Below are 18861 nucleotides of genomic sequence, written 5' to 3'. Positions count from 1 at the left end.
GACGGCCGGTTCCGCCGGTCAGTACGCGGTGGCCCGCACCCGATCGAGGTCGTCCAGAATCCGGCCGAGGTCCGCGGGCGTGGACACGTAGGCCAACACGGCCCGTTGGAACGCGCTGCGCATCGTGGTCGGCATCAGGTCGGACGCGTCGAAGCGGATCGAGGGCGCGCCGGCCAGCGTGGTGCCCAGTCGTCTGGTCACGTCGTCGCGGTAGGCGTTCGGCGACACCTTGGCGTCCGGGGACAGCGCGGTGCCGGACTGGACCCAGAGCTCCTGTGCTTGCGTGCCGGTGAGGTAGTTCAGCAATTCCCGCGCGGCCGGGGTCGCGTGGAACATCGCCGCGACGTCGCCCGCCACCTCGCGCGGGGAGGGCGTGTCGAAGCCGGGGAAGGCGAACACCTCGTAGTCTCGCGGGGCCCCCGGCGGCGTCCGCGCCGCGTAGCCGCCGGACACGAACGAGGCCTGGTGGTCGAACACACAACCACCGCGCGCGTCGAGCAGTTCGGCCGACTTGTCGAAGCCGGTCAACAGGGCGTTGATCGGCCCGCCCAGAACGCTGCCCGGAGTGTTCAGCAACTCGCCCCAACTCTGCCAGGCGGCCCGGATCTCCGGTGCCTGCCAGGAGAGTTGGCCGCGCGCCCAGGCGTCGTAGATGTCCGGGCCCGAGCGGGCCAACACGAGATCCTCGATCCAGTCGGTGCCGGCCCAACCCGAGGTGGTGCTGGAGGCCAGCCCCATGCACCACGGGGTCATCCCGGCGGCGCGCAACTGCGCCGTGGTGGCCTGGAGTTGTGCCCACGAGGTGGGCACCGGCTCGCCCGCGCGGGAGAGTTTGCCGGGATTGAACCAGATCGTGCTCTTGAGCGCGGCCTTGAGTACGACCGCCAACTGCCGACCGTTGACCCGGCCCGGGGCCAACCACTCGGGCGCGTAGCCCGGCCGGATCCCGTCCAGCGGCGCCAGCTTGTTCATCTTGTCGTAGTGCAGGAGATCGCCCGGCGAACTGAGCACCGCGATCTCCGGCGGATCGCCCTCGTCGACCCGACCGGCCAGCACCGCCGCGACATCGCGGGTGCCCTCGAAGCGCACGTCGATGCCGGTTTTCCGCTCGAAAGGCGCCACCACGTCCTCGAACGCCTGTTGTTCCGTGCCCTCCCAGGTGCCCAGCACGTGCACCACTCGGGGCTGATCGTCGGCCGCGCACGCCACCGGTGCCAGCACGGCGCCGAGCAGCAGCAGGGCGCCGAACACCGACCTGGACCCGCCGGTTCGGGTCACCGCAGCCTCCCGTACTCGAAACGACGGACCGACAGGCCCGCGAGGGTCAGGACGAGCACGGCCGCGCACACCACCGGGCCGCCCAGGGCGAGCCCGCCGTCGTCGGCGGCCTCCGCCAACGCCTCATCGGCCGCCGCACGGCCGATGATCAGCGCGTCGGTCAACGCCGTGTCGGCGTCGTCGGCCGCGCCGGACACCCGGTCCGACGCCCGGCCCGTCAGCAATGTGGTCCCGGGCCCGCCGTCCCGGGTGCCACCGGGCGGTGCCTGTGCCCGGGCCCGTTCCGCGGCGTCGCGCAGCGCGGTGAGCGCGGTCAGCGCCCGAGCGCCCGCCCCGCGCAGCGTCGGCGAGCGGTCCTCGGCCAGGGCGGTGGCGATCAGACCGCCGAACCTGGGATCCGCGCCGGCCTTGAGGCCGTCGATCTCGGCCGCCGACGGCAGCGGGTCGGCCAGATCCCGAAACGTCAGGCCCGCCTTCACGTCGGTCGCGCGCGGAACGCCGCCGGAGGCGATCTCCAGCGCCGCGGAGCCGACCACCTCGTGCACGGCGGTACGGGCCTGCCACAGCGCGGACTGCTCGGTGACCCCGCGTCCGGCACCCTCGGCGAGCCGGTCGTGCGTGGTCTGCGCGTGCAGCACGGTCCAGGCGATCAGGGCGGCCAACGCCGCCGCGCCGAGCAGCAGCAGCGGGCTGGTCCGGCGCCGGAAGCGGCGCCGGACATAGGCGTGTGCGACCAGGACCAGCAGCAGCGCCACGAACGCGGTCGCGCCGAACGGGACCGCCACGTACGCGCCCACCCACCAGGTCGAGCGGGCCGCGCGGATGTCCGCCAGGTCCGCCTGGCGCTGCTCGTACAGACTGGTCACGATCGAGCGCCGCAGGTCGGACGCGTAGAACACGTTGGCCAGGGACAGCGGCCCGTCGCCGCCGGTCTGGGCCAGGCCGACCATGATCGTGTACTCGACCATGAGCGCGTTGACGCCGGTCAGCCGCGACCGCGCGGTCGTATCGCTCCGGTGCAAATCCGTGGCCAGGGTGAGGAATTGGTTCGCCCGCTTGACCGCGTCCTGGTAGTCCTGTCCCGGCCCGGTCAACGAGAACGCGCCCGACACCAGGCTTGTCGCGGTCGCCCGGTCGGCCTCGGTCAGCGCGGACGCGGCCTGGTCCAGGGCCAGTGCGCCCGGGATGCGCCGGTCCTTGAGGTCCGCGGTGGTCGCCTCGGAGCGGTTCGCGATCAGCACGGACAGCGTGAACACGGGGACCAGGGCGAGGACCACGAGCAGCGCCAGCGCCACGAGGCGACCCGGCGTGGTCGAGGGCAGACGTGGTTTCGGGCGGTGCTTTCGGTGCGGCGCGGTGCTGGACATGGAACGGGCGCCCCCTCGTTCCGCTCGGCGATCCGGACAGGCTAGACGTGTGATCGGCCGGTTACCACACGGTGTTCTCCCTTGTGGGGATAGGCATCGTCGTGCTACGTACGGTCCGGTTTCGATCGATATGCCGCACTCGTGTCCTGGGTTGCCTTGAGTCGCTCCACCCGTTGCCTCCGGTGCGGAGGTTGGGGTTTCACAGGCAGCGAGGGAGCCTGCTCCGACCCCGCGTCCCCCGACGTGGCCGCCCGCGGTCGCTTGCGGCGGCTGCGGAGACGGATTGGGCTTCCGCGCGTGGCCGGTTGGCTCCGGTGACGCGTCGGGCTTTCCCCGGGTCGCCGAAGCCGGCTGCGGCTTGGCGCGTCAGCGCCCACGACGGGGGCGAGACCTCGTGATCGACGCGCGAAGCGCGGAGAGCGGCGGAGCCGCAAGCATTGACTTCGTGCCCCGGAGCGAAGCGCAGGGACACGAAGTCACGAGCGAGGCGCCACTTTTTCGCGGAGGAGCGAAGCGGGGGAGCGAAAAAGTGGCGCCTCGCGAGCCGGCGACGAAGTCGCCCAATAAAGCGGTGCCTCGCGAGCCGGCGACGAAGTCGCCCTACAGAAAAGTATCCCGACCTCCGTTGACGATCAGCGTCTGCCCCGTGATGTAGCGCGAGCCCGGGCCGCACAGGAAGACCGCGGGGGCGCCGATGTCGGTTTCCGGATCGCCGACTCGGCGCATCGGGACCTTGTCCGCTATCCGTGACTCCATGGTCGGGTCCGCCTCGAACGCGGACGCGAGCGCGGGCGTCACGGCCAGCGGCGCGAGGCCGTTGACCCGGACGCCGCTCGGACCCCATTCGCGGGCCAGCGCCTTGACGAAGCCGCGTTGTGCGCCCTTGACGCCCGCGTAGAAGGACAGATTGGCGCTGCCGCGCATGCCGGCGGGCGAGGTGAGCAACAACAACGCGCCCCGCGTCTCGCACAGCCGCGGGTAGGCCGCGTGGGCCACCGTGAACGAACCGGTGAGCGAGACGTCGGCGTGCTCGCGCCACAGTTCCGGACGCGCCCGCTCGAAGTCCACCGGCTCGCTGGAGCGGCGCGAGGTCGCGTTGTGCACCACCGCGTGCAGCCCGCCGAACCGGGCCGCGCTCGCCTCGACCGCGGCACGTACCGATTCCGCCGACGTCACGTCGCACTCGGTCGCCCACCCGCTGCCGCCGCGCGCGGTGATCTCCTCGACCACCTCGGCGGCGGAAGCCAGTCTGCGCGCGGTCACCACGACGGTGGAACCGGCCGCAGCCAGGGCCAGCGCGATCCCCTTGCCCAGGCCGGCCGCCGCACCCGTCACCAACGCCACGTGTTCGGTCACGGCGTCATCAGCGCTCCTCCGTCGACGATCAGGGTGGTCCCGGTCAGCCGCGCCGCCGCCGGGGCGAGCAGCAACGACACCGCGTCCGCGACGTCCCGCGCGGTGCTCGGGCCGGGCAGTACCGCCTCGCCCCGGTCCACGTCGGTGCCGCGCAAGTGCTCCGCGCCGTAGGCGAACACGTCCGGGGTGACGATGTTGACGGTGATCCCGTCGACCGCCCAGCGCCGGGCCGCCGACTTGGCCAGCGCGCGCAGCGTCTCGGCGGCGGTGGCCGCCGGCACCAGATCGGCGGCGCCCTCCAGGGCGATGGCGGGCACGACCAGGACGAACCGGCCCCGGCGCGGGGCAAGCAGTTCGCGGGCCACCTGAAGCACCGTCAGGCCGTGCCGGACCGGGTCCTCCGCGAGCCGGTGCCACTCGGCCTCGGTGAGCGTGGCCAGCGGCCGGGGCGACAAGGCGTCGGCCGACAGCAGCGTGTACACGAGCACGTCCACCGCGTCGTGTCCGGCCGCGCGCAGGCCCGCCGCGACGACGGTCCGGAACTCGTCCGGGTCCTTTAGCGCGGCGCGTACGGTCGCCGGCTCCACCCCGCCGCGCGCCGCCGCGATGCGGGCGGCGGCCGGGCCGGGATCGCCCGGATCGCACAGGATCGGTTCGCAACCGTCCGCGGCGAGCCGGTGCGCGACCGCCTCGCCGAGATCGGCCGCACCCACGACGAGGGCAACACGTTCCGCCACGAGACCTCCGAAGGTGGTGATCGACAGCGCGATGGAACCACGGAGTCGTCGAATTGACCATGCGTCAGATCCGACTCGCGGGTCGGCCACCGGGGTCGTTCACCCGCGGCGCGCCCTCACCCGATCCCCGGGCGCGGCGCCGGTCGAGGACCGGTTCTTCGGTGCGATGGAGATCACCGGCGGGTGCTCGACGCGCCATGTGTCCACGGCAATCCCCGACTTCGACATCCGCCGGTGCGCCTGCGCGACTGCCCGCAGGCCGGGGCCGGTACGCGACGGCGGGTGACCGGGGCCGGGCGGCGTGCACCCGCGTGCGCCGGGCGCGTGGGTGCACCTCGGCCGAGTGGTTGTCGGCCGGACCCCGTAGCGTCCAGGTGAGGACGCCACGGAGGGTGCACGAGTGTCGAAGACCGCCATCATCGCGCTGCTGGCCGAATTGAACGATGCCGACGGAATGATCTTCGCACGGATCCGGGACGAGATGCCGGCGGCGCTTCGCGACACCGAGGTGCTGCCGCCCTCGGTGGTGCTCGGCGCACTGCGGGCGGGCGACGACGCCGCGCTGTTCGCGATCGCCGGCAACCTGGGCCTTCCGCGCGGCGCGCTGCCCGAGTTGTACACCGGCCCCGCGCTGCCGACCCTGCGCGCGCTGCGCTCGCTCGCGCCCGGGAATCCGCGCGCCTACACCGAGGCCACCCGCGGGATCCGCGAATCGATGGCACGGCACTTGGGCGGTTCGGCACCCGCGTGGGGCCGACTGCTCGCGTCGCTGCCCACCTTCGCGGGGCCGTTGAGCGCGGCGATCGAGGCGGCGGGCGCGGGCGAGGAGGCGCCCGGCCTGCGCGTACCGGTCGAACTGCGGGTGGAGTTCCGCCACCTGCTGCTGCTCGCGCCGCCGGCATGCCTGGCCGAGCTCCTGCCCGCGCTGCCTCCGTACATCGTGCGCGACCTGCTTCGGTTCGGGGCCCGGGTGCCGGACGCCGTGCTCGCCGACGTGATCGCCCGGGCCACCCCCGCGCAGTGCCTGGCGCTGGCCCGCGCCCGGCGGACCCGGCCCGAGGTGGCCGGCGCGCTGCTCGCCCTGGCGGACCCGGCGACGAACGCGGCCCTCTACCTCAACCCGCGTACCGGGCAGGCGATCCGGGCCCGGATCATGGCGTCCTCGACGCCGCTGCACCCGACTCTGGTGGAACGGGTGTGCAACGACTGGGCGAGCACGATCCGTCTGCCCGCGCTGTGGTCGGGCGATCCGCTACTGGTGCGCGCCGCGCTGCTCAACCGCGAAGCGATGGCGATCACCCTGCCCGAGTGCCTGACCATCTGGCAGGACAAGGGCATCGAGGGGCTGCGCGCGCACCTGCGGACCCTCCCGCCGCGCGGGGACGGCACCCGACCGCGGGTGTTCCGGAGCCCGCGCTATCGCTCGCTGTTGCTGATCGCCCTGCTGCGGCTGTACGAATGCGCCGGAGCCCGCGCCGCGCTGGACCTGCTGGACGATTTGGAGCCGGAACCCCGGCTGGCCGACCGTTGTCGGGACCTGCTGACCTCGCCCGCCGCGGACACCGAACTGCGCGCGTGGATCGCCAGGTCGATCGGCGACCCACCGCTGGTCCGGCGCCTGCGCCGGTATGTGCCCGCCTTCGAGTGGCCGATGCTGGAGACAAGTACCCCCGATTGGGCGCGGATCGGCCGAGCGCACCGCCGCAGCGCGTTCCCGCCTCGGGCGTTGGCGTTGTTGGCCGAACAGGACGGCTGTCCCGACGAGTTGCGCCGCGAGATCGAATTCGGCCCGCCCTCGGCACAGATGAGCCGGTGCGGGCCCTGGCCGGCCCCCGTCCAGTGGTGGGACCCGAGGTCACGGCGGCGCGGCGAGGCCGAGTTCCGGATCGCGAGCGACCTCGCCGCCGGCCGACTGCCGATCGCCGAGGTCCTGACCGGTCGACGGGCCACCCTGGCCGCGGAACTGCTCGGGCTGCGCGAGACGATCCTTCCCGACACCCGAACGGCCTGCGAACTTCGGGACGGATTCCGCGAACTGATCGACAGTCAGGTGGAACCGGCGGACCGTGCGGCCTTCGCGGCGGTCGCCCTGCGCCTGCTCCCGCACTTCGAGGGAAGTCTGGCCGAACTGGTCACCACCGCGGCCGGTGCCGCCCGCGGCTGACCCGTACATCCGTCCTCGTACCGCTCGCCCCCCGGCGGACCACTACCGTCGTCCCCCCGGGCAGGCCACCACCGTCGGTCCCCCGGCGGACCCCATCGCTCGTTCCCGTGTGTGCCACCACCCTTCGTCCCCGAGTGGGCCACGACTCCCGAGAGGGCATCCGACATGCACTATGCCTCCGCCTTCGCGCTGCTCGCCGCGCTGGACAACGCCGACGGCGAGGTGTTCGCCCGAGTCCGCGGGACCTACGCCCCGCACCTGGGCGAGGCGCGCGGACTCCCGGCCGCGTTGATCACCTCGGTGATCCGGTACGGCACCGGTGCCGACCTGATCCGGGCCGCGGCGCGCAACCCGAACATCCGGGTGACCACCGAGGTTCTCGCCGAGGCGCGACCCGCCGTCGCGGCACTGCGCTTTCTCCGGCACTGCGCCGCGCACGACGCCTTCTCCTACCTGCGGCCGACCACCGAGGTGACCGCGCTTCTGGAGCGGCACCTGGGGGCCGACCCGCGCGCGTGGTCACGGCTGTTGGCACTGCTGCCCGACTGCCAGGGCACCGTGGCCGAACTCGTCGAGGCGGCCGGCGCCGGTACGGGCGGCACCGAGGTGATCCCGACCCCGCCGCGCACGGTGGCCACCGAATGGCGGCAACTGCTGTTGTCGGCCCGCCCCGAGCTGCTGACCGCGCTCGTGCCGCACCTGCGCCCGCGTACGGTGCTCGACCTCGTGCACTTCGGCGCCCTGCTGCCGGGGCCGATCGTCGCCGAGGTGGTGCGTCGCGCGACGCCGAAGCAGCGGCTCGCGCTGGCCGCCGCCGGATCGGTGCGCGCCGAGGCGCACGACGCGCTGATCGATCTGGGCGTCCCGGAGGTGAACGCGGCCGTCTACAACAACCCCAGGGCGGGCGACCGCGAGCGGAACCGGATCATGGCCGCCGCCGGCACCGTCCCGCTCGACCCGGACACGAGGACGCGGGCGCTCCGGTCGGACAACATCCGCTACCGGCGCCCCGGGGTGTGGTCCGGCGATCCGACGCTCGTGCGGGCCGCGCTGCTGCGGGTGCGGCAGGCGAACGTGAGCGTGTCCACGTGTATCCGGACGTGGGAGGAGGGCGGGACGCAGGCATTGCGCCCGCTGTTCCGCGACACCTTCGGGAACAGGCGGCAGCACGAGCCGTTCGTGGTGCCCGTGCATCGTGCGGTCCTGCTCGGCGCGTTGCTCGCCCTGTGGGATCGGCACGGTGTCGCGGGGGCGGCGAGCCTGGTCGAGGACCTGCCGCTGCGGGAGGGGCCGGCGGCGAAGCTGCGCGCGATGTTCGAGGCCGGCGAGGAGGGCCGCGCGCGGCTGCGGGCCGAGTACGAGCGCGGCCTCGCCCGGCGGTCGCCCCGGTCGGACCCCCCGCGGGTGCCGCAGGGCTTCCTGATCGGCGCACCCTGGGATCCGCGGGCCGCCTGGTCGGCCCTGGAGGCCGCGCACGCCCAGGCGCCGCTGCCGGCCGCGACCGCGCGCTACCTGACCGCGCTTCCGGATTGTCCGGCCCCGATCGCCGAGGCCGCCGACGACGGCGAGGCGCTGCGCGAGCGGTGGCCGGTCGGCGGCGGATGGCGTCGGGTGTACCCGCACGACGACAGCTACACGAAGGAGGTGCGTCGGCTGCGTGTCGAGCTGACGAAGATTCCGGATCTGGCCGAGCGGGTGTTCATCGCCGCCACGCCCGCCGAGCGGGCGCTGGAGCTGTACGACCGGATCCAGCGCTACGCGCCGGAACCGGAGTCGGCCGCCGCGCAGCGCGCGCGGATGGCCGAGTACATCCGCGAATACCTGGGTGAGGGCCTGGAAGCCCGGGTGATCGCCGCGCGGATGGCCCCTTCGTTCGCCGGGACACTGCCCGAGTTGTTCGCCACCGCGGCTGCCGCGGCCGGCTGAACGGGGCCCGTGCCGGGGTCGGAAAAGCGTTGGTGCGGATGGCCGAATCGGGGTACCGATGCACACGTGACGGATGAGCGCGTACTGACGTGGCAGGTGACCGAGAGCGGCGGGCAGGAGACCTCGTGGGTCGAGTTGGGGGAGTCGTGGCTCTCCGCGCGGGGCGAGGCCCTGGGCACGACGCCGCGGTCGTATCGGCTCACCTACGAGCTGGAGACGGGGCAGGACTACGTGACCACCCGATTGCGGGTGGTCGCGCAGGGTGCGGGTGAGACCAGACGGCTGGACCTGCGGCGCACGGCCGACGGCTGGACGGTGGACGGCGTGCCCCGGCCGGACCTGGCCGACGCGCTCGACTGCGACCTGGGCCTGTGTCCGCTCACCAACACGATGCCGATCCTGCGTCACGGGCTGCACGAGGAGGCCGGCCGGCACCGCTTCCTGATGGCCTTCGTGGCCGTGCCGGAGTTGGTGGTGGCACCGTCCTGGCAGACGTACACGCACCTGGGCGTGGAACCCGACGGGGCTCGGGTGCGCTACGAGTCCGGTGATTTCCGCAGCGATCTGCTCGTGGATCGGGAGGGATTGGTGGTGGACTATCCACAGTTGGCCACCCGAATCTGAGCGGGGCGGGCACCCGGTCGACGGTGGGTCGGCCGCCGCCGGAGCCGTAAAATCCGGGCCACCGGCAGCGCCGGCGGTGATCATGGCCGTAACAGTCCTGTTGCTCTTGTCGTCCTGCTGTGAAGGCTTTGGCCGGATTCCATAAAATTCGATCCCATGAGCTCCTCCTCGGACGCAGCGTCCCCGCTGCCCGCCCGCACTCCAGGTCTGCCCACCCGGGTGCCGCAACCCCGTCAGGGCGGACGGCACCGTCGGCCCGATTCCCACGAACTCCCGGAGGCCGCCAAACCGTTGATTCTCGCCGTGCCCGGCCCCGCGAACGCCGACCTGCTCGCCCTGGTGAGCGAGGTCGCGTTGTTGGCCGGCGCAGATCTGCCCGGACTCGACATCCGGCCGGTGGTGATAGAGGAGGGCGGCACCGACCTCGCCGCCGTCCTGCGCGGCGCGCCGTCGGCGGTCGTCGTCCCGCTCCTGCTCGGTCCCGACGCCGAGGCCGCGGCCCGGACCGAGGCCGTTCTCGCCACCGCGGAAGGCGAGTTCCTGCGCTGCGGCGTGCTCGGTCCGCACCCGCTGCTGGCCGAGGTGCTGCACGAGCGGTTGTCCGAAGCCGGCCTGGCCCGGGCCGACCGGGCCCGTTTGTTCAGCGTCGCCACCGCCGCCGAGGGGATCGTGCTGGTCACCGACGGTGGCCCGGAGGCGGTCGCCGCGGCGGAGGTGACCGGTGTGCTGCTCGCGGCCCGACTCGCGTTGCCGGTGATGACCGCCGACCTGGGCGACCCGAAGACGGTGTCGGTCGCCGCCGAGCGGCTGCGCGAGATGGGCGCGGCCTCGATAGCGCTCGCGCCGCACGTGCTCGGTCCCGATGTCGAAGCCGGTCGGATCGCCGAGGTCGCGGCCCAGGCCGGGTGTACGGCGGCCGAGCCGATCGGTGCGCACACCTCGGTCGCGAAGCTGGTCCTGCACAAGTACCTGGAGGCCTGCGGCTAGGGCCCCTGCCGGGCGGCGCGGACCAAGCCGAGATCCCCGGGACAGGCCCCGATCCTGTCCCCACCCGGGATTCGGCCGCGCGCGCCTCGCGAGGCGGCGCATGGCTCCCCCCGTGCCATGCGCCGCCGATTCGGGTTGCCCCGGCCCGCCTCGGGACCCGGGCGGGCGAGTGATCCGACGTGCGCCGCGAGCCCTCGACATCCCGCTTACGGCCGGGCGGATCAGGGTTGGCCGGTCACGAGCGGGCCGGCAGAGTTCCGCCAATCGGCGGCTCTTTCGCTGCGGCGCTCGCGTGGGGGGAATACGCGGCCATGGATACGTCACGCAAGAGATACGGCGCCGCGATCGCGCTGGTGGCACTCGGTCTGCTGGCAGGGCTGATCACCCTGGTCTGGGACTCCGGCCGGACCGGGAACCACGCCCGCAAGGACTCGGCCGCCTCGGCGCCCACCGCGCCCGCGCCCACGCCCGCGGCTCAGGGTAGGCAGCCGATGACCCTCACCCTGACCACCACGGGCGACGTGCTCGCCTACCCGACGATCATCGCCCAGTCCGAGCGGGACGCGGGCGGCTCCGGGAACGACTTCCACAAGATCTTCGCGGACGTGGTGCCGCTGGTGCAGCAGGCCGATCTGGCGCTGTGTCACATGGAGACCCCGTACGCCCCGCCCGAGGGGCCGTTCACCGGCTATCCGATCTTCGCCGCGCCGCCGCAGATCGCCCGCACGCTCGCGGACACCGGCTACGACGGCTGCTCGACCGCGTCCAATCACACCCTCGACGGCGGCTTCAAGGGAGTCCAGCGCACGCTGGAGACCCTGGACGCGGCGGGGGTGCGGCACGCGGGCAGCGCGCGCAGCGAGCAGGAGGCCGCGCCGACCATCATGGACGTCAAGGGCGTCAAGGTCGCGCACCTGTCCTGGACGTACGACACCAACGGGATCCCGCTGCCCGAGGGCAAGCCGTGGTCGGTCAACGTGATCGACAAGCAGCGGATGATCGCCCAGGCCCGGGCCGCTCGGGCCGCCGGCGCCGAGCTGGTTCTGCTGAGCGTGCACTGGGGGACCGAGTGGCAGCGCGAGCCGGACCAGCAACAGCGCACCTTGGCACGGGAGTTGACCGCCTCGACGGACAACGGCAGCAAGGACTTCGACCTGATCATCGGCACGCACAACCACGTGCCGCAGGCCTACGAGAAGGTCAACGGCACGTGGGTGATCTACGGGATGGGCGACGAACTCGCCAACTTCCCGGACAAGCCGAGGGGCAACTACAGCTCGGCCGGGCTGTTCACGTTCTCCCGGGACGCGGCGGGCACGTGGAGCGTGACCGATGCGCGGTTCCGCCCGCTGTACTCGCACCCCGGGCCGCCGTTCCGGATCCTGGACGTGAACAAGGCACTGGCCGACCCGGGCACCCCGGCGGACACCCGGACGCTGCTGGAGGCCGCGCGGTCGAGCGTGGTGGAGGCGGTGCTCTCCGAGGGGGCGGCCGGGGCGGGGCTCACCGAGTCGAAGTAGGGCGCACGGGCGCGGTGCGGTCGGCCGGGCCGGCCGCGCTCGTTGCGTCAGGACGTCGGGAGGGCGTCCCAGAAGGCCAGTTCGTAGCTCTGCATCAGGCGAGCGGCGGTCTTGGCGCCCTCCTGGTCGTCACCCGCGTCCAGTCCGGTCTGCAACAGGGTCAGCGCGGCGTCCTCGAAGCCCGGGGGCAGTTCCGCGAAGAAGGTGAAGAACGCGACCTGATCCTCGGTCAACTCGTGGTGGGTACGCAGGGCCCGGGCGAACCGCTCGCAATAACCGCCCCAGAAACCGAAGTTGGCCAACAACGCGAGGGCCACCTCGGCGCGCGAGCCGAACTGGGCGAGCCAGGCCAGGTGATGCGGGTAGCCCTGGGCGGCGGCGTTCGGCGCGTACCCGAGCAGGTCGGCGGCGGTCAGGCCGACCGCCTCCGCGTACGGCATCAGCAGTTGCAACGCTCGGCCCTCGCCGTCGGCCAGGGCCAGAAACAGCGGCGCGGCGTCCGGGAATCGGGCCGCGAGCAACGCGAACGAGCGCCGATCGCTGAGGATGATCCGATACTCCTCGCCGGCGATCCGGCGCAGTGCCTCGGCTTCGACCTGGCCGGCCTCGGCCCGGTCCACGAACCGGTTCGTGGATCCCGTGGTCAGGTCCTGTACGACCTGGGTGTAGAGCATCCGTGCGTCCATCGTGCCACCGTTCGACTCGTCGATTCCTGGTCGCCGGGCTCCGCCCGCGTGCGAGTCCTATCCCTCCCCGGGAACGGGCCGATCCACTCCCGCCCGGTCGGTCCGTCGGCCCGGATGGGTACACCCACCGAAGGGCCGACCACGCCACGCGGACGGCTCGGGAGCGGTCGGGCCGACCTCGATCCCGGCCCACCGGCGGGATCCGCGAACGCCTGACCGATCGGAATGCGCGTGGTTAAGCTCTGGCGGCACGGGCGACGGAGGAGCGGGTGTGGCCGAGGACGAGAGGGCACTGCCCAAGGAACTCCGGGACGTCCTGCGCGAGTCCGGCCGGCGGTTGGGCTACGACCGCGGCGACGCGCTGTTCATGGAGGGCGACCACCCGCGTCACGTGGTGTTGATCGAGCACGGGCAGGTCAAGATCGAACGGGCGACCTCGGACGGTTCGGCGGTCACCATCGCGGTCCGCGGACCGGGCGAGCTGGTCGGTGAGCTCGCCTGCATCGACGGGCGGGGCCGGTCCGCGACCGTGGTTGCGCTGGGCCCGGTGGTGGCCGTCCTGGTGCCGCTGTCCCGGTTTCGCGAACTGCTCAACACGAACGCTCCGTTGGTGTACGCGGTGTTGATCCGCACGGTCTCCCGGATTCGCGAGTCGGACCGCTGGCGGGTCGAGTACGGCGCGCTGGCCACCGGCCGCCGGGTGGCCCGGGCGTTGGCGGACCGCACCCTGGGCAGCGCCGAGGGGCCGTACGTGATCCGGACCACGCAGCAGGAACTCGCCGACGCGATCGGCATCTCGCGCGAATCCGTGGTCCGGGCGCTGCGCGTGTTGTACGAGTCCGGGCTGGTGCGGACCCGGCGCGGCAGCATCGTGGTGCCCGATCCGCCCGCGTTGCGCGAATGGGCCGACGGATAACGCGTTGTGTGTCATCTGACGCGTACAACCGGCCGTCGCCGGAGTACTCCTTGAGGGGCAGGTAGCGAGGCGCGCGAGCGCACGGCGCGGTAGGCGGTTGGGGGAATCCGTGGGAGCCAAGTCGCGATACATGTCGATCCTGGTGCTCGACGTCGAGCGATTCGGCCGGCGTTCGGACGTGACGCAGGAGTGGGTGCGCGGGCGGCTGTACGAACTGCTGCACTCCGCGCTCGAATCGGCGGGCATCGCGTGGGACGCGTGCGTGGTCGAGGACCGCGGCGACGGCGCGATCCTGCTGATCCCGGCGAACGTGCCCAAGGAGGACCTGACCGATCTGTTCATCGACCGGTTGCACGCCGGGCTGCGCAACCACGACCGGCATGCCAGCGACGAGGCGCGGATCAGACTGCGGGTGTCCCTGCACGCGGGCGACGTGGTGCAGGACATCCGCGGTTGGTCGGGCAGCGCGATCAACACCGCCTGCCGACTGGTCAACGCCGACCCGCTGCGCGCGGTGCTGGCCGCCGCCGAGCGCGCGTGTCTGGCGCTGATCGTGTCCGGTTCGTGGCACGAGGCGGTGGTCGTTCCGGAGCGTGGCGGCCTGGAGAGCGCGGCCTATGGGGAGGTGCACGTGCGAGCCAAGGAGGTCGACGAGACCGCGTGGGTGTACGTGCCCGGATATCAACGTCCACCCGCCACGGATACCGATCAACCGGTGAGCCCGCCCAAGACGCGGAAGACGACTGTCCGGCGCGGGGGGCTGGACAGGGGCTTCAGCTTCGACGGTGAGGTCAGCCGACCTCGGTGACGTGGTGGGTGGAGACGCACTCGGGGCGCCGGGTCGTGCAGGCCGACCGATGGGGGCGGTTCCGACCGGTGCTCGGCGGCCGGTGCCCGCGGACCTGGGAGGGAGAGGCCCGGGGGCGCTCGGCACGCCGACGGGCGGTCGTGTCCCCACGCGCGGGGACACGACCGCCCGTCGGTCACCACCCGGCCGGGCCGGGTCGGGTGGGTCGGGCAGGGCCGGTCAGGAGGCCGGCGGCATCAGCACGGTGTCGACGAGGTACACGGTCGCGTTGCCGGTCTGCACGTTGCCGCAGACCACCTTCGAGGTGCCGTTGACGGTGTACGTCTCGCCCGAGCCCTTGGTCGTGAGCGACTGCTTCTCCAGCGTCTCGAACGAGCCGTTGTCCAGCCTGGCGGGCGCGAGCCGCTGACCGACGACGTGGTAGGTCAGGATCCTGGTGAGCATCGCCTTGTCGGCCAGGACCTTGTCCAGGGTCTCCTTGGGGAGTTTGGCGAACGCGTCGTTGGTCGGCGCGAACACGGTGATGTCCTGCGCCGTGTTGAGGGTGTCCACGAGCCCGGCGGTCTGGACGGCGGTCACCAGGGTGGACAGCACCGGGTTGTGCGACGCGGCGGTGGCGACCGGGTCCATGGCCATGCCGGTGAAGCTGCCCGCGCCGGTGGCGGGTACCGCCGAACACGCGCTGCCGAACGGCGCCGAGGCCGGGTTCGCGCCGCCGGGGGCGCCGGCGGCCGACGAGGGGGAGCCGGCCGACGAGGGCGCCGCGGCCGGCGCGGAGGTCTCCGTCTTCTTGGCCGAGTCGTCCTTGTCGTCGCTGCCGCAGGCGGCCAGCGGAATCGCGAGGGCGGCCACGGTCGCGACGGTGGCGATGGTGCGGGGGAGACGGATGGTGGTCATCGGTGACTTCCTTTTTTGAGGCGTGAGGTGTGAGGCGTGAGGCGCCGGAGCCTGGGCCGCGTGAGCGATGAGGCTTGGGGCTCGGGTGTGCGCTTGGACTTCGGGGCGTCGGTCAGGTGACGGTGACCACCACCGAATGCCGGCCGGTGGCGCCGTTGGGCACCGTGCCGACGCGCTTGTCGGTCTGTACGGCGCCGCCGGCGTCGGTGGCACGGACCTCGATCCGGTGCGAGCCCGCCGTGGTCGGCGTCCACTCCCACACCCACTGGCGCCAGGTGTCGACGCTCGGCACCTCGGCGAGCCGGGCGGGTTGCCACGGGCCGCCGTCCACGCCGACCTCGACGGCGGACACGCCCCGGTGTTGGGCCCACGCGATGCCCGCGACCGGTACCGGCGTGCCGATCCGAAGGCGGGCGAACGGCTTCGGGGTATCGATCCGCGACTGGGTCTTGATCGGCGCCTCCCGCGACCACGTGCGCTTGACCCAGTAGGCGTCGTACGCGGCGAACGTGGTCAGTTCGAGGTCCTCGAGCCACTTGCACGCGGACACGTATCCGTACAGCCCGGGCACCACCATCCGGACCGGATAGCCGTGCTCGAACGGCAGCGGTTCGCCGTTCATGCCGACCGCGAGCAGCGCGTCCCGCCCGTCCATGGCGACCTCGACCGGCGTGCCGATGGTCATTCCGTCGGTGGAGCGGGAGACGAGTTGATCGGCGGGGCCGCCGCGCGAGGGCGGCCGTACGCCCGCCTCCCGCAGCAGGTCCGCGAGTCGTACGCCGATCCACCGGGCCGTGCCCGTGTATGGGCCGCCGACCTCGTTCGACACACAGGTCAGGGTGATGTCGCGCTCGATCAGTGGGCGCCGGAGCAGGTCGTCGTAGGAGAAGGTCAACGGCGTACGCACGCCCTTGCCGTGAATCCGCAGCGACCAGTTCCCGACGTTCACACGCGGCACCACGAGAGCGGTGTCCACTCGATAGAAGTCGGCGTTGGTGGTGGTGAACGAGGACATGCCGGGCAACCGCAGATCCGTGCCGACCGACAGCGCCGGGGCCGGTTCGGCGGGCGTGGGCAGTCGGATCCGGTCGCGGAACGCGGCGATCGAGGCCCGCTTCCCGTTGCCGATGATCCGACCGGTGGTGCCGGACACCGCGGAGCCCAGGGCCACCGCGCCGGCGGTGATCAGGAAGGCCCGGCGGTCGAACGCGCGATCCTCCGCACACACCCCGACCACCGGCCTGGTCAGCCGGCACAGCGCGGCCGCCCCGGCGACCCCGGCGAGCAGGGACGGCACGGTGTCCGCGAAACCGGCGCCGGCCCGGTGGTAGGCGGCGAACGCGCCGAGCAGTCCGAACGCGAACACGCCTGCCATCGCCGTGCGACGCAGCCGCAGCGACACCAGGCCGAGGCCGAGTGCGATCAGCGCGAGGATGGCCAGAATTCCGGACTGGAGCATCAACTTGTCGTTGTCGCCGAATTCCCGGACGGCCCAGTCCTTGATGGCCGGGGGAGTGCGGTCGATGACCGCTCCCCCGACGGCCGGAATTGGGCTCGCCTCGGGCCGGACGAACGCGGCGCCGAGTTCGGCGACGGCCAGTGCGGCGCCGGCGGACAGCAGTCCGCTCAGCGCGCCCAGTCCGGCCCGCGTCCATCGGCGAGTTCCGATTGCCTTCACGTCGGGCCATTCGCGACCGACGGTCGTGCGGATTGGTCGTTCACCCGAATCGGGTCGGGCCGATCCGATCGAGGGACGTGGGTGCGCCGGGTCCTCTCCCGTGGTGCGGAAATCGACCGGCGTGGGCACCAATCCGTTCGACGTTCGGCATCGAATACCGGGCGGACGCCGGTGCGACGCGGTTCGATCGGAGCCGCATCCGGTGCCGGACGGACGCGTGGTTCGGGAGTGCTTGGGCAATCCCACCACGGGTGACGTCCTCGGGGCGGCTCGAGCGGGAGTGGGACATGGGTGATCGGTATGGGCACCGCCGCCGGGGCGGCTGTGCGGCCGCGAGCGGATCCAGCCTCGGGGGCGACGGCGGCAGCGGCCGCGGTGCCGGGAGGCGTGGACTCGGGGCCCGCGACTTCGGGACGCGCGGGTTCGGGGCGCGCGGATTCGCGATGCGCGGCACCGGGTTGTGCGATTACGCGGCGAGAGGCTTCGTGACCCGTGGCGCCGGGATGTGTGGTGAGGACGGATGAGGACCGTCGTGCACATCGCCTCGTCGGATGATCGCGGGCCGACCCTGGAGGATCGGCTCGCGAGTGTGGCGCAGGGGGATCAGGAGGCCTTCGCCTCCGTGTACGACGCGGTGATCGGCGCGGTGCTCGGGGTCGCGCGCCGGGTGGTCCGCGATCCCGCGCAATCGGAGGAGGTGGCGCAGGAGGTGTTGCTCGACGTGTGGCGCACCGCCGCCCGTTTCCGGCCCGACAAGGGCAGCGCGATGGCCTGGATCCTGACCATGGCGCACCGCCGCGCGGTCGATCGGGTGCGCTCGGCGCAGGCGGCCACCGATCGCGAACAACGCACCGCGGTACGCGACCACACGCCCGAGTACGACCAGGTGACCGAGGAGGTCGAGGCCCGGCTCGAACGCGAGCAGGTGCGGCGTTGCCTGCGCACCCTGACCGAGTTGCAGCGGCAGTCGGTGACCCTGGCGTACTACCGAGGCTGTACCCATCGTGAGGTGGCCGGCCTCCTGGACGTGCCGTTGGGCACGATCAAGACCCGCCTGCGGGACGGCCTGATCCGCCTGCGCGACTGCCTGGGAGTGGGCACATGACCCCCGCCGACCTGCACACGATGACCGGGGCGTACGCCGTACACGCCCTCGACGAGGACGAACAGCGGGAGTTCGAGCGGCACTTGACCGTGTGCCCGGCCTGCGCGCAGGAGGTTCGGGAGTTCCGGGAGACCGCCGCGCGGCTGGCCTCGGCGGTTGCCGAGACGCCTGCCGCGGAGCTCAGGCGGCGAGTGCTGGACGGCATCGTGACCGTACGTCAACTGCCGCCCGAGGTGCCCGTGCGACTGCCGGTCGTGGGGACCGCACGGCGTCGGGCCCGGCGCTTCACGGCCTTCGTGCTCGCCGCGTGCCTGGCCGCGCTCGGTGCGCTCGGCGGTGTCGCGATCGACCAGTACCAGGACGCCCGCAGGGCGGAGCGCGCGGTGAGTTCGGAGCGCGAGCGCAGCGCGCGGATCGAGGCGGTACTCGCCGCGCCGGACGCGGTCCAGGCGTCTGCGCCGGTGGCCGGTGGCGGTACGGCGCGGGTGATCGTGTCCCGCGCGCTCGACCGGACGGTGTTGCTGATGTCCGGCCTTCCGACGTTGCCGAACGCGCGGGTATATCAGGGCTGGTACAACGACAACGGCCACATGCGTTCGATCGGGGTGATCCGGCCGGGTACGGCGTTGCTCGCGTCGGCGATCGACCGGGCGTCGGGGGTCGGGGTCACCGTGGAGCCGCCGGGCGGATCCGCGGAGCCGAGCGGGGAGCCGATCGTGCTGCTCGACTTCCCGGCCGGGCGGGCGTGACGGGTGGACCGGGCCGGGGCGAGTGCGCCGAGGCGATCAGGCGAACCGATTCCGCGGGCCGTA

16 protein-coding genes are annotated in these 18861 nt (G+C 72.7%); 9 read left to right on the top strand and 7 right to left on the bottom strand.

The features are described from left to right. Positions 1 to 18 precede the first annotated feature (18 nt). From ACIBSV_RS23720 to ACIBSV_RS23705, 4 genes are all read right to left on the bottom strand, one after another. A complete protein-coding gene (locus ACIBSV_RS23720) occupies positions 19 to 1278 on the bottom strand; it encodes an ABC transporter substrate-binding protein (RefSeq protein WP_395866144.1) in 1260 nt (419 codons plus the stop codon). Beyond that, entirely contained in the window at positions 1275 to 2645 is a 1371-nt protein-coding gene (locus ACIBSV_RS23715; RefSeq protein WP_395866142.1) for a hypothetical protein, read from the bottom strand. The genes ACIBSV_RS23720 and ACIBSV_RS23715 overlap by 4 nt, the downstream gene beginning before the upstream one ends. A 600-nt stretch (positions 2646 to 3245) precedes the next feature. Beyond that, entirely contained in the window at positions 3246 to 4001 is a 756-nt protein-coding gene (locus tag ACIBSV_RS23710) for an SDR family NAD(P)-dependent oxidoreductase (RefSeq protein ID WP_395866140.1), read from the bottom strand. Then, positions 3998 to 4738, bottom strand: a complete 741-nt coding sequence (locus ACIBSV_RS23705) for an SDR family oxidoreductase (RefSeq protein WP_395866138.1) — start codon at positions 4736 to 4738, stop codon at positions 3998 to 4000. The genes ACIBSV_RS23710 and ACIBSV_RS23705 overlap by 4 nt, the downstream gene beginning before the upstream one ends. Before the next feature lie 400 nt (positions 4739 to 5138). Between ACIBSV_RS23705 and ACIBSV_RS23700 the strand changes: the two genes are divergently transcribed. The 5 genes from ACIBSV_RS23700 (at position 5139) to ACIBSV_RS23680 (ending at position 11959) form a co-directional block, all read left to right on the top strand. Next, positions 5139 to 6902, top strand: a complete 1764-nt coding sequence (locus ACIBSV_RS23700) for a hypothetical protein (protein WP_395866137.1) — start codon at positions 5139 to 5141, stop codon at positions 6900 to 6902. Between the two features lie 165 nt (positions 6903 to 7067). Next, a complete protein-coding gene (locus ACIBSV_RS23695) occupies positions 7068 to 8828 on the top strand; it encodes a hypothetical protein (RefSeq protein ID WP_395866135.1) in 1761 nt (586 codons plus the stop codon). A gap of 66 nt (positions 8829 to 8894) precedes the next feature. Next, on the top strand, positions 8895 to 9452 hold the full coding sequence (locus ACIBSV_RS23690) for a putative glycolipid-binding domain-containing protein (protein WP_395866133.1): 558 nt from the start codon (positions 8895 to 8897) through the stop codon (positions 9450 to 9452). Positions 9453 to 9608: 156 nt separating this feature from the next. After that, the gene (locus ACIBSV_RS23685) at positions 9609 to 10439 is read left to right on the top strand and encodes a sirohydrochlorin chelatase (RefSeq protein ID WP_395866131.1); all 831 of its coding nucleotides are present in this window, start codon (positions 9609 to 9611) and stop codon (positions 10437 to 10439) included. 311 nt (positions 10440 to 10750) lie between these two features. Next, the gene (locus tag ACIBSV_RS23680) at positions 10751 to 11959 is read left to right on the top strand and encodes a CapA family protein (protein WP_395866129.1); all 1209 of its coding nucleotides are present in this window, start codon (positions 10751 to 10753) and stop codon (positions 11957 to 11959) included. Between the two features lie 47 nt (positions 11960 to 12006). On the opposite strand, the gene ACIBSV_RS23675 is transcribed toward ACIBSV_RS23680, so the two are convergent. Next, the gene (locus ACIBSV_RS23675) at positions 12007 to 12645 is read right to left on the bottom strand and encodes a transcriptional regulator (protein WP_395866127.1); all 639 of its coding nucleotides are present in this window, start codon (positions 12643 to 12645) and stop codon (positions 12007 to 12009) included. A gap of 271 nt (positions 12646 to 12916) precedes the next feature. Here ACIBSV_RS23675 and ACIBSV_RS23670 point away from each other — a divergent pair, with 271 nt between their 5' ends. Continuing rightward, a complete protein-coding gene (locus tag ACIBSV_RS23670; protein WP_395866125.1) occupies positions 12917 to 13561 on the top strand; it encodes a Crp/Fnr family transcriptional regulator in 645 nt (214 codons plus the stop codon). 109 nt (positions 13562 to 13670) lie between these two features. Next, complete coding sequence (locus tag ACIBSV_RS23665; protein WP_395866123.1) at positions 13671 to 14369, top strand: hypothetical protein; 699 nt, start codon at positions 13671 to 13673, stop codon at positions 14367 to 14369. A 219-nt stretch (positions 14370 to 14588) separates the two neighbouring features. Here the strand turns inward: ACIBSV_RS23665 and ACIBSV_RS23660 are convergent, their stop codons facing one another. Together ACIBSV_RS23660 and ACIBSV_RS23655 are read right to left on the bottom strand one after the other, a co-directional pair. Next, positions 14589 to 15266 (bottom strand): fasciclin domain-containing protein, encoded by a 678-nt coding sequence (locus ACIBSV_RS23660; RefSeq protein ID WP_395866121.1) that lies wholly within the window; start codon positions 15264 to 15266, stop codon positions 14589 to 14591. Positions 15267 to 15378: 112 nt separating this feature from the next. Beyond that, positions 15379 to 16944 carry a molybdopterin-dependent oxidoreductase gene (locus tag ACIBSV_RS23655; protein WP_395866119.1) on the bottom strand — a complete coding sequence of 522 codons (1566 nt, stop codon included), beginning with the start codon at positions 16942 to 16944 and terminating at the stop codon, positions 15379 to 15381. 520 nt (positions 16945 to 17464) lie between these two features. Between ACIBSV_RS23655 and ACIBSV_RS23650 the strand changes: the two genes are divergently transcribed. Both ACIBSV_RS23650 and ACIBSV_RS23645 read left to right on the top strand, forming a co-directional pair. Continuing rightward, positions 17465 to 18049, top strand: a complete 585-nt coding sequence (locus ACIBSV_RS23650) for a sigma-70 family RNA polymerase sigma factor (protein ID WP_395866117.1) — start codon at positions 17465 to 17467, stop codon at positions 18047 to 18049. Further along, entirely contained in the window at positions 18046 to 18798 is a 753-nt protein-coding gene (locus ACIBSV_RS23645; RefSeq protein WP_395866115.1) for an anti-sigma factor domain-containing protein, read from the top strand. Before ACIBSV_RS23650 ends, ACIBSV_RS23645 begins: the two co-directional genes overlap by 4 nt. Positions 18799 to 18861 lie beyond the last annotated feature (63 nt).

This window comes from Embleya sp. NPDC050154 (assembly GCF_044460165.1).
In the GTDB taxonomy this organism is placed as follows: Bacteria; Actinomycetota; Actinomycetes; order Streptomycetales; family Streptomycetaceae; genus Embleya.
This window is presented reverse-complemented; position numbering and strand designations above follow the sequence as displayed.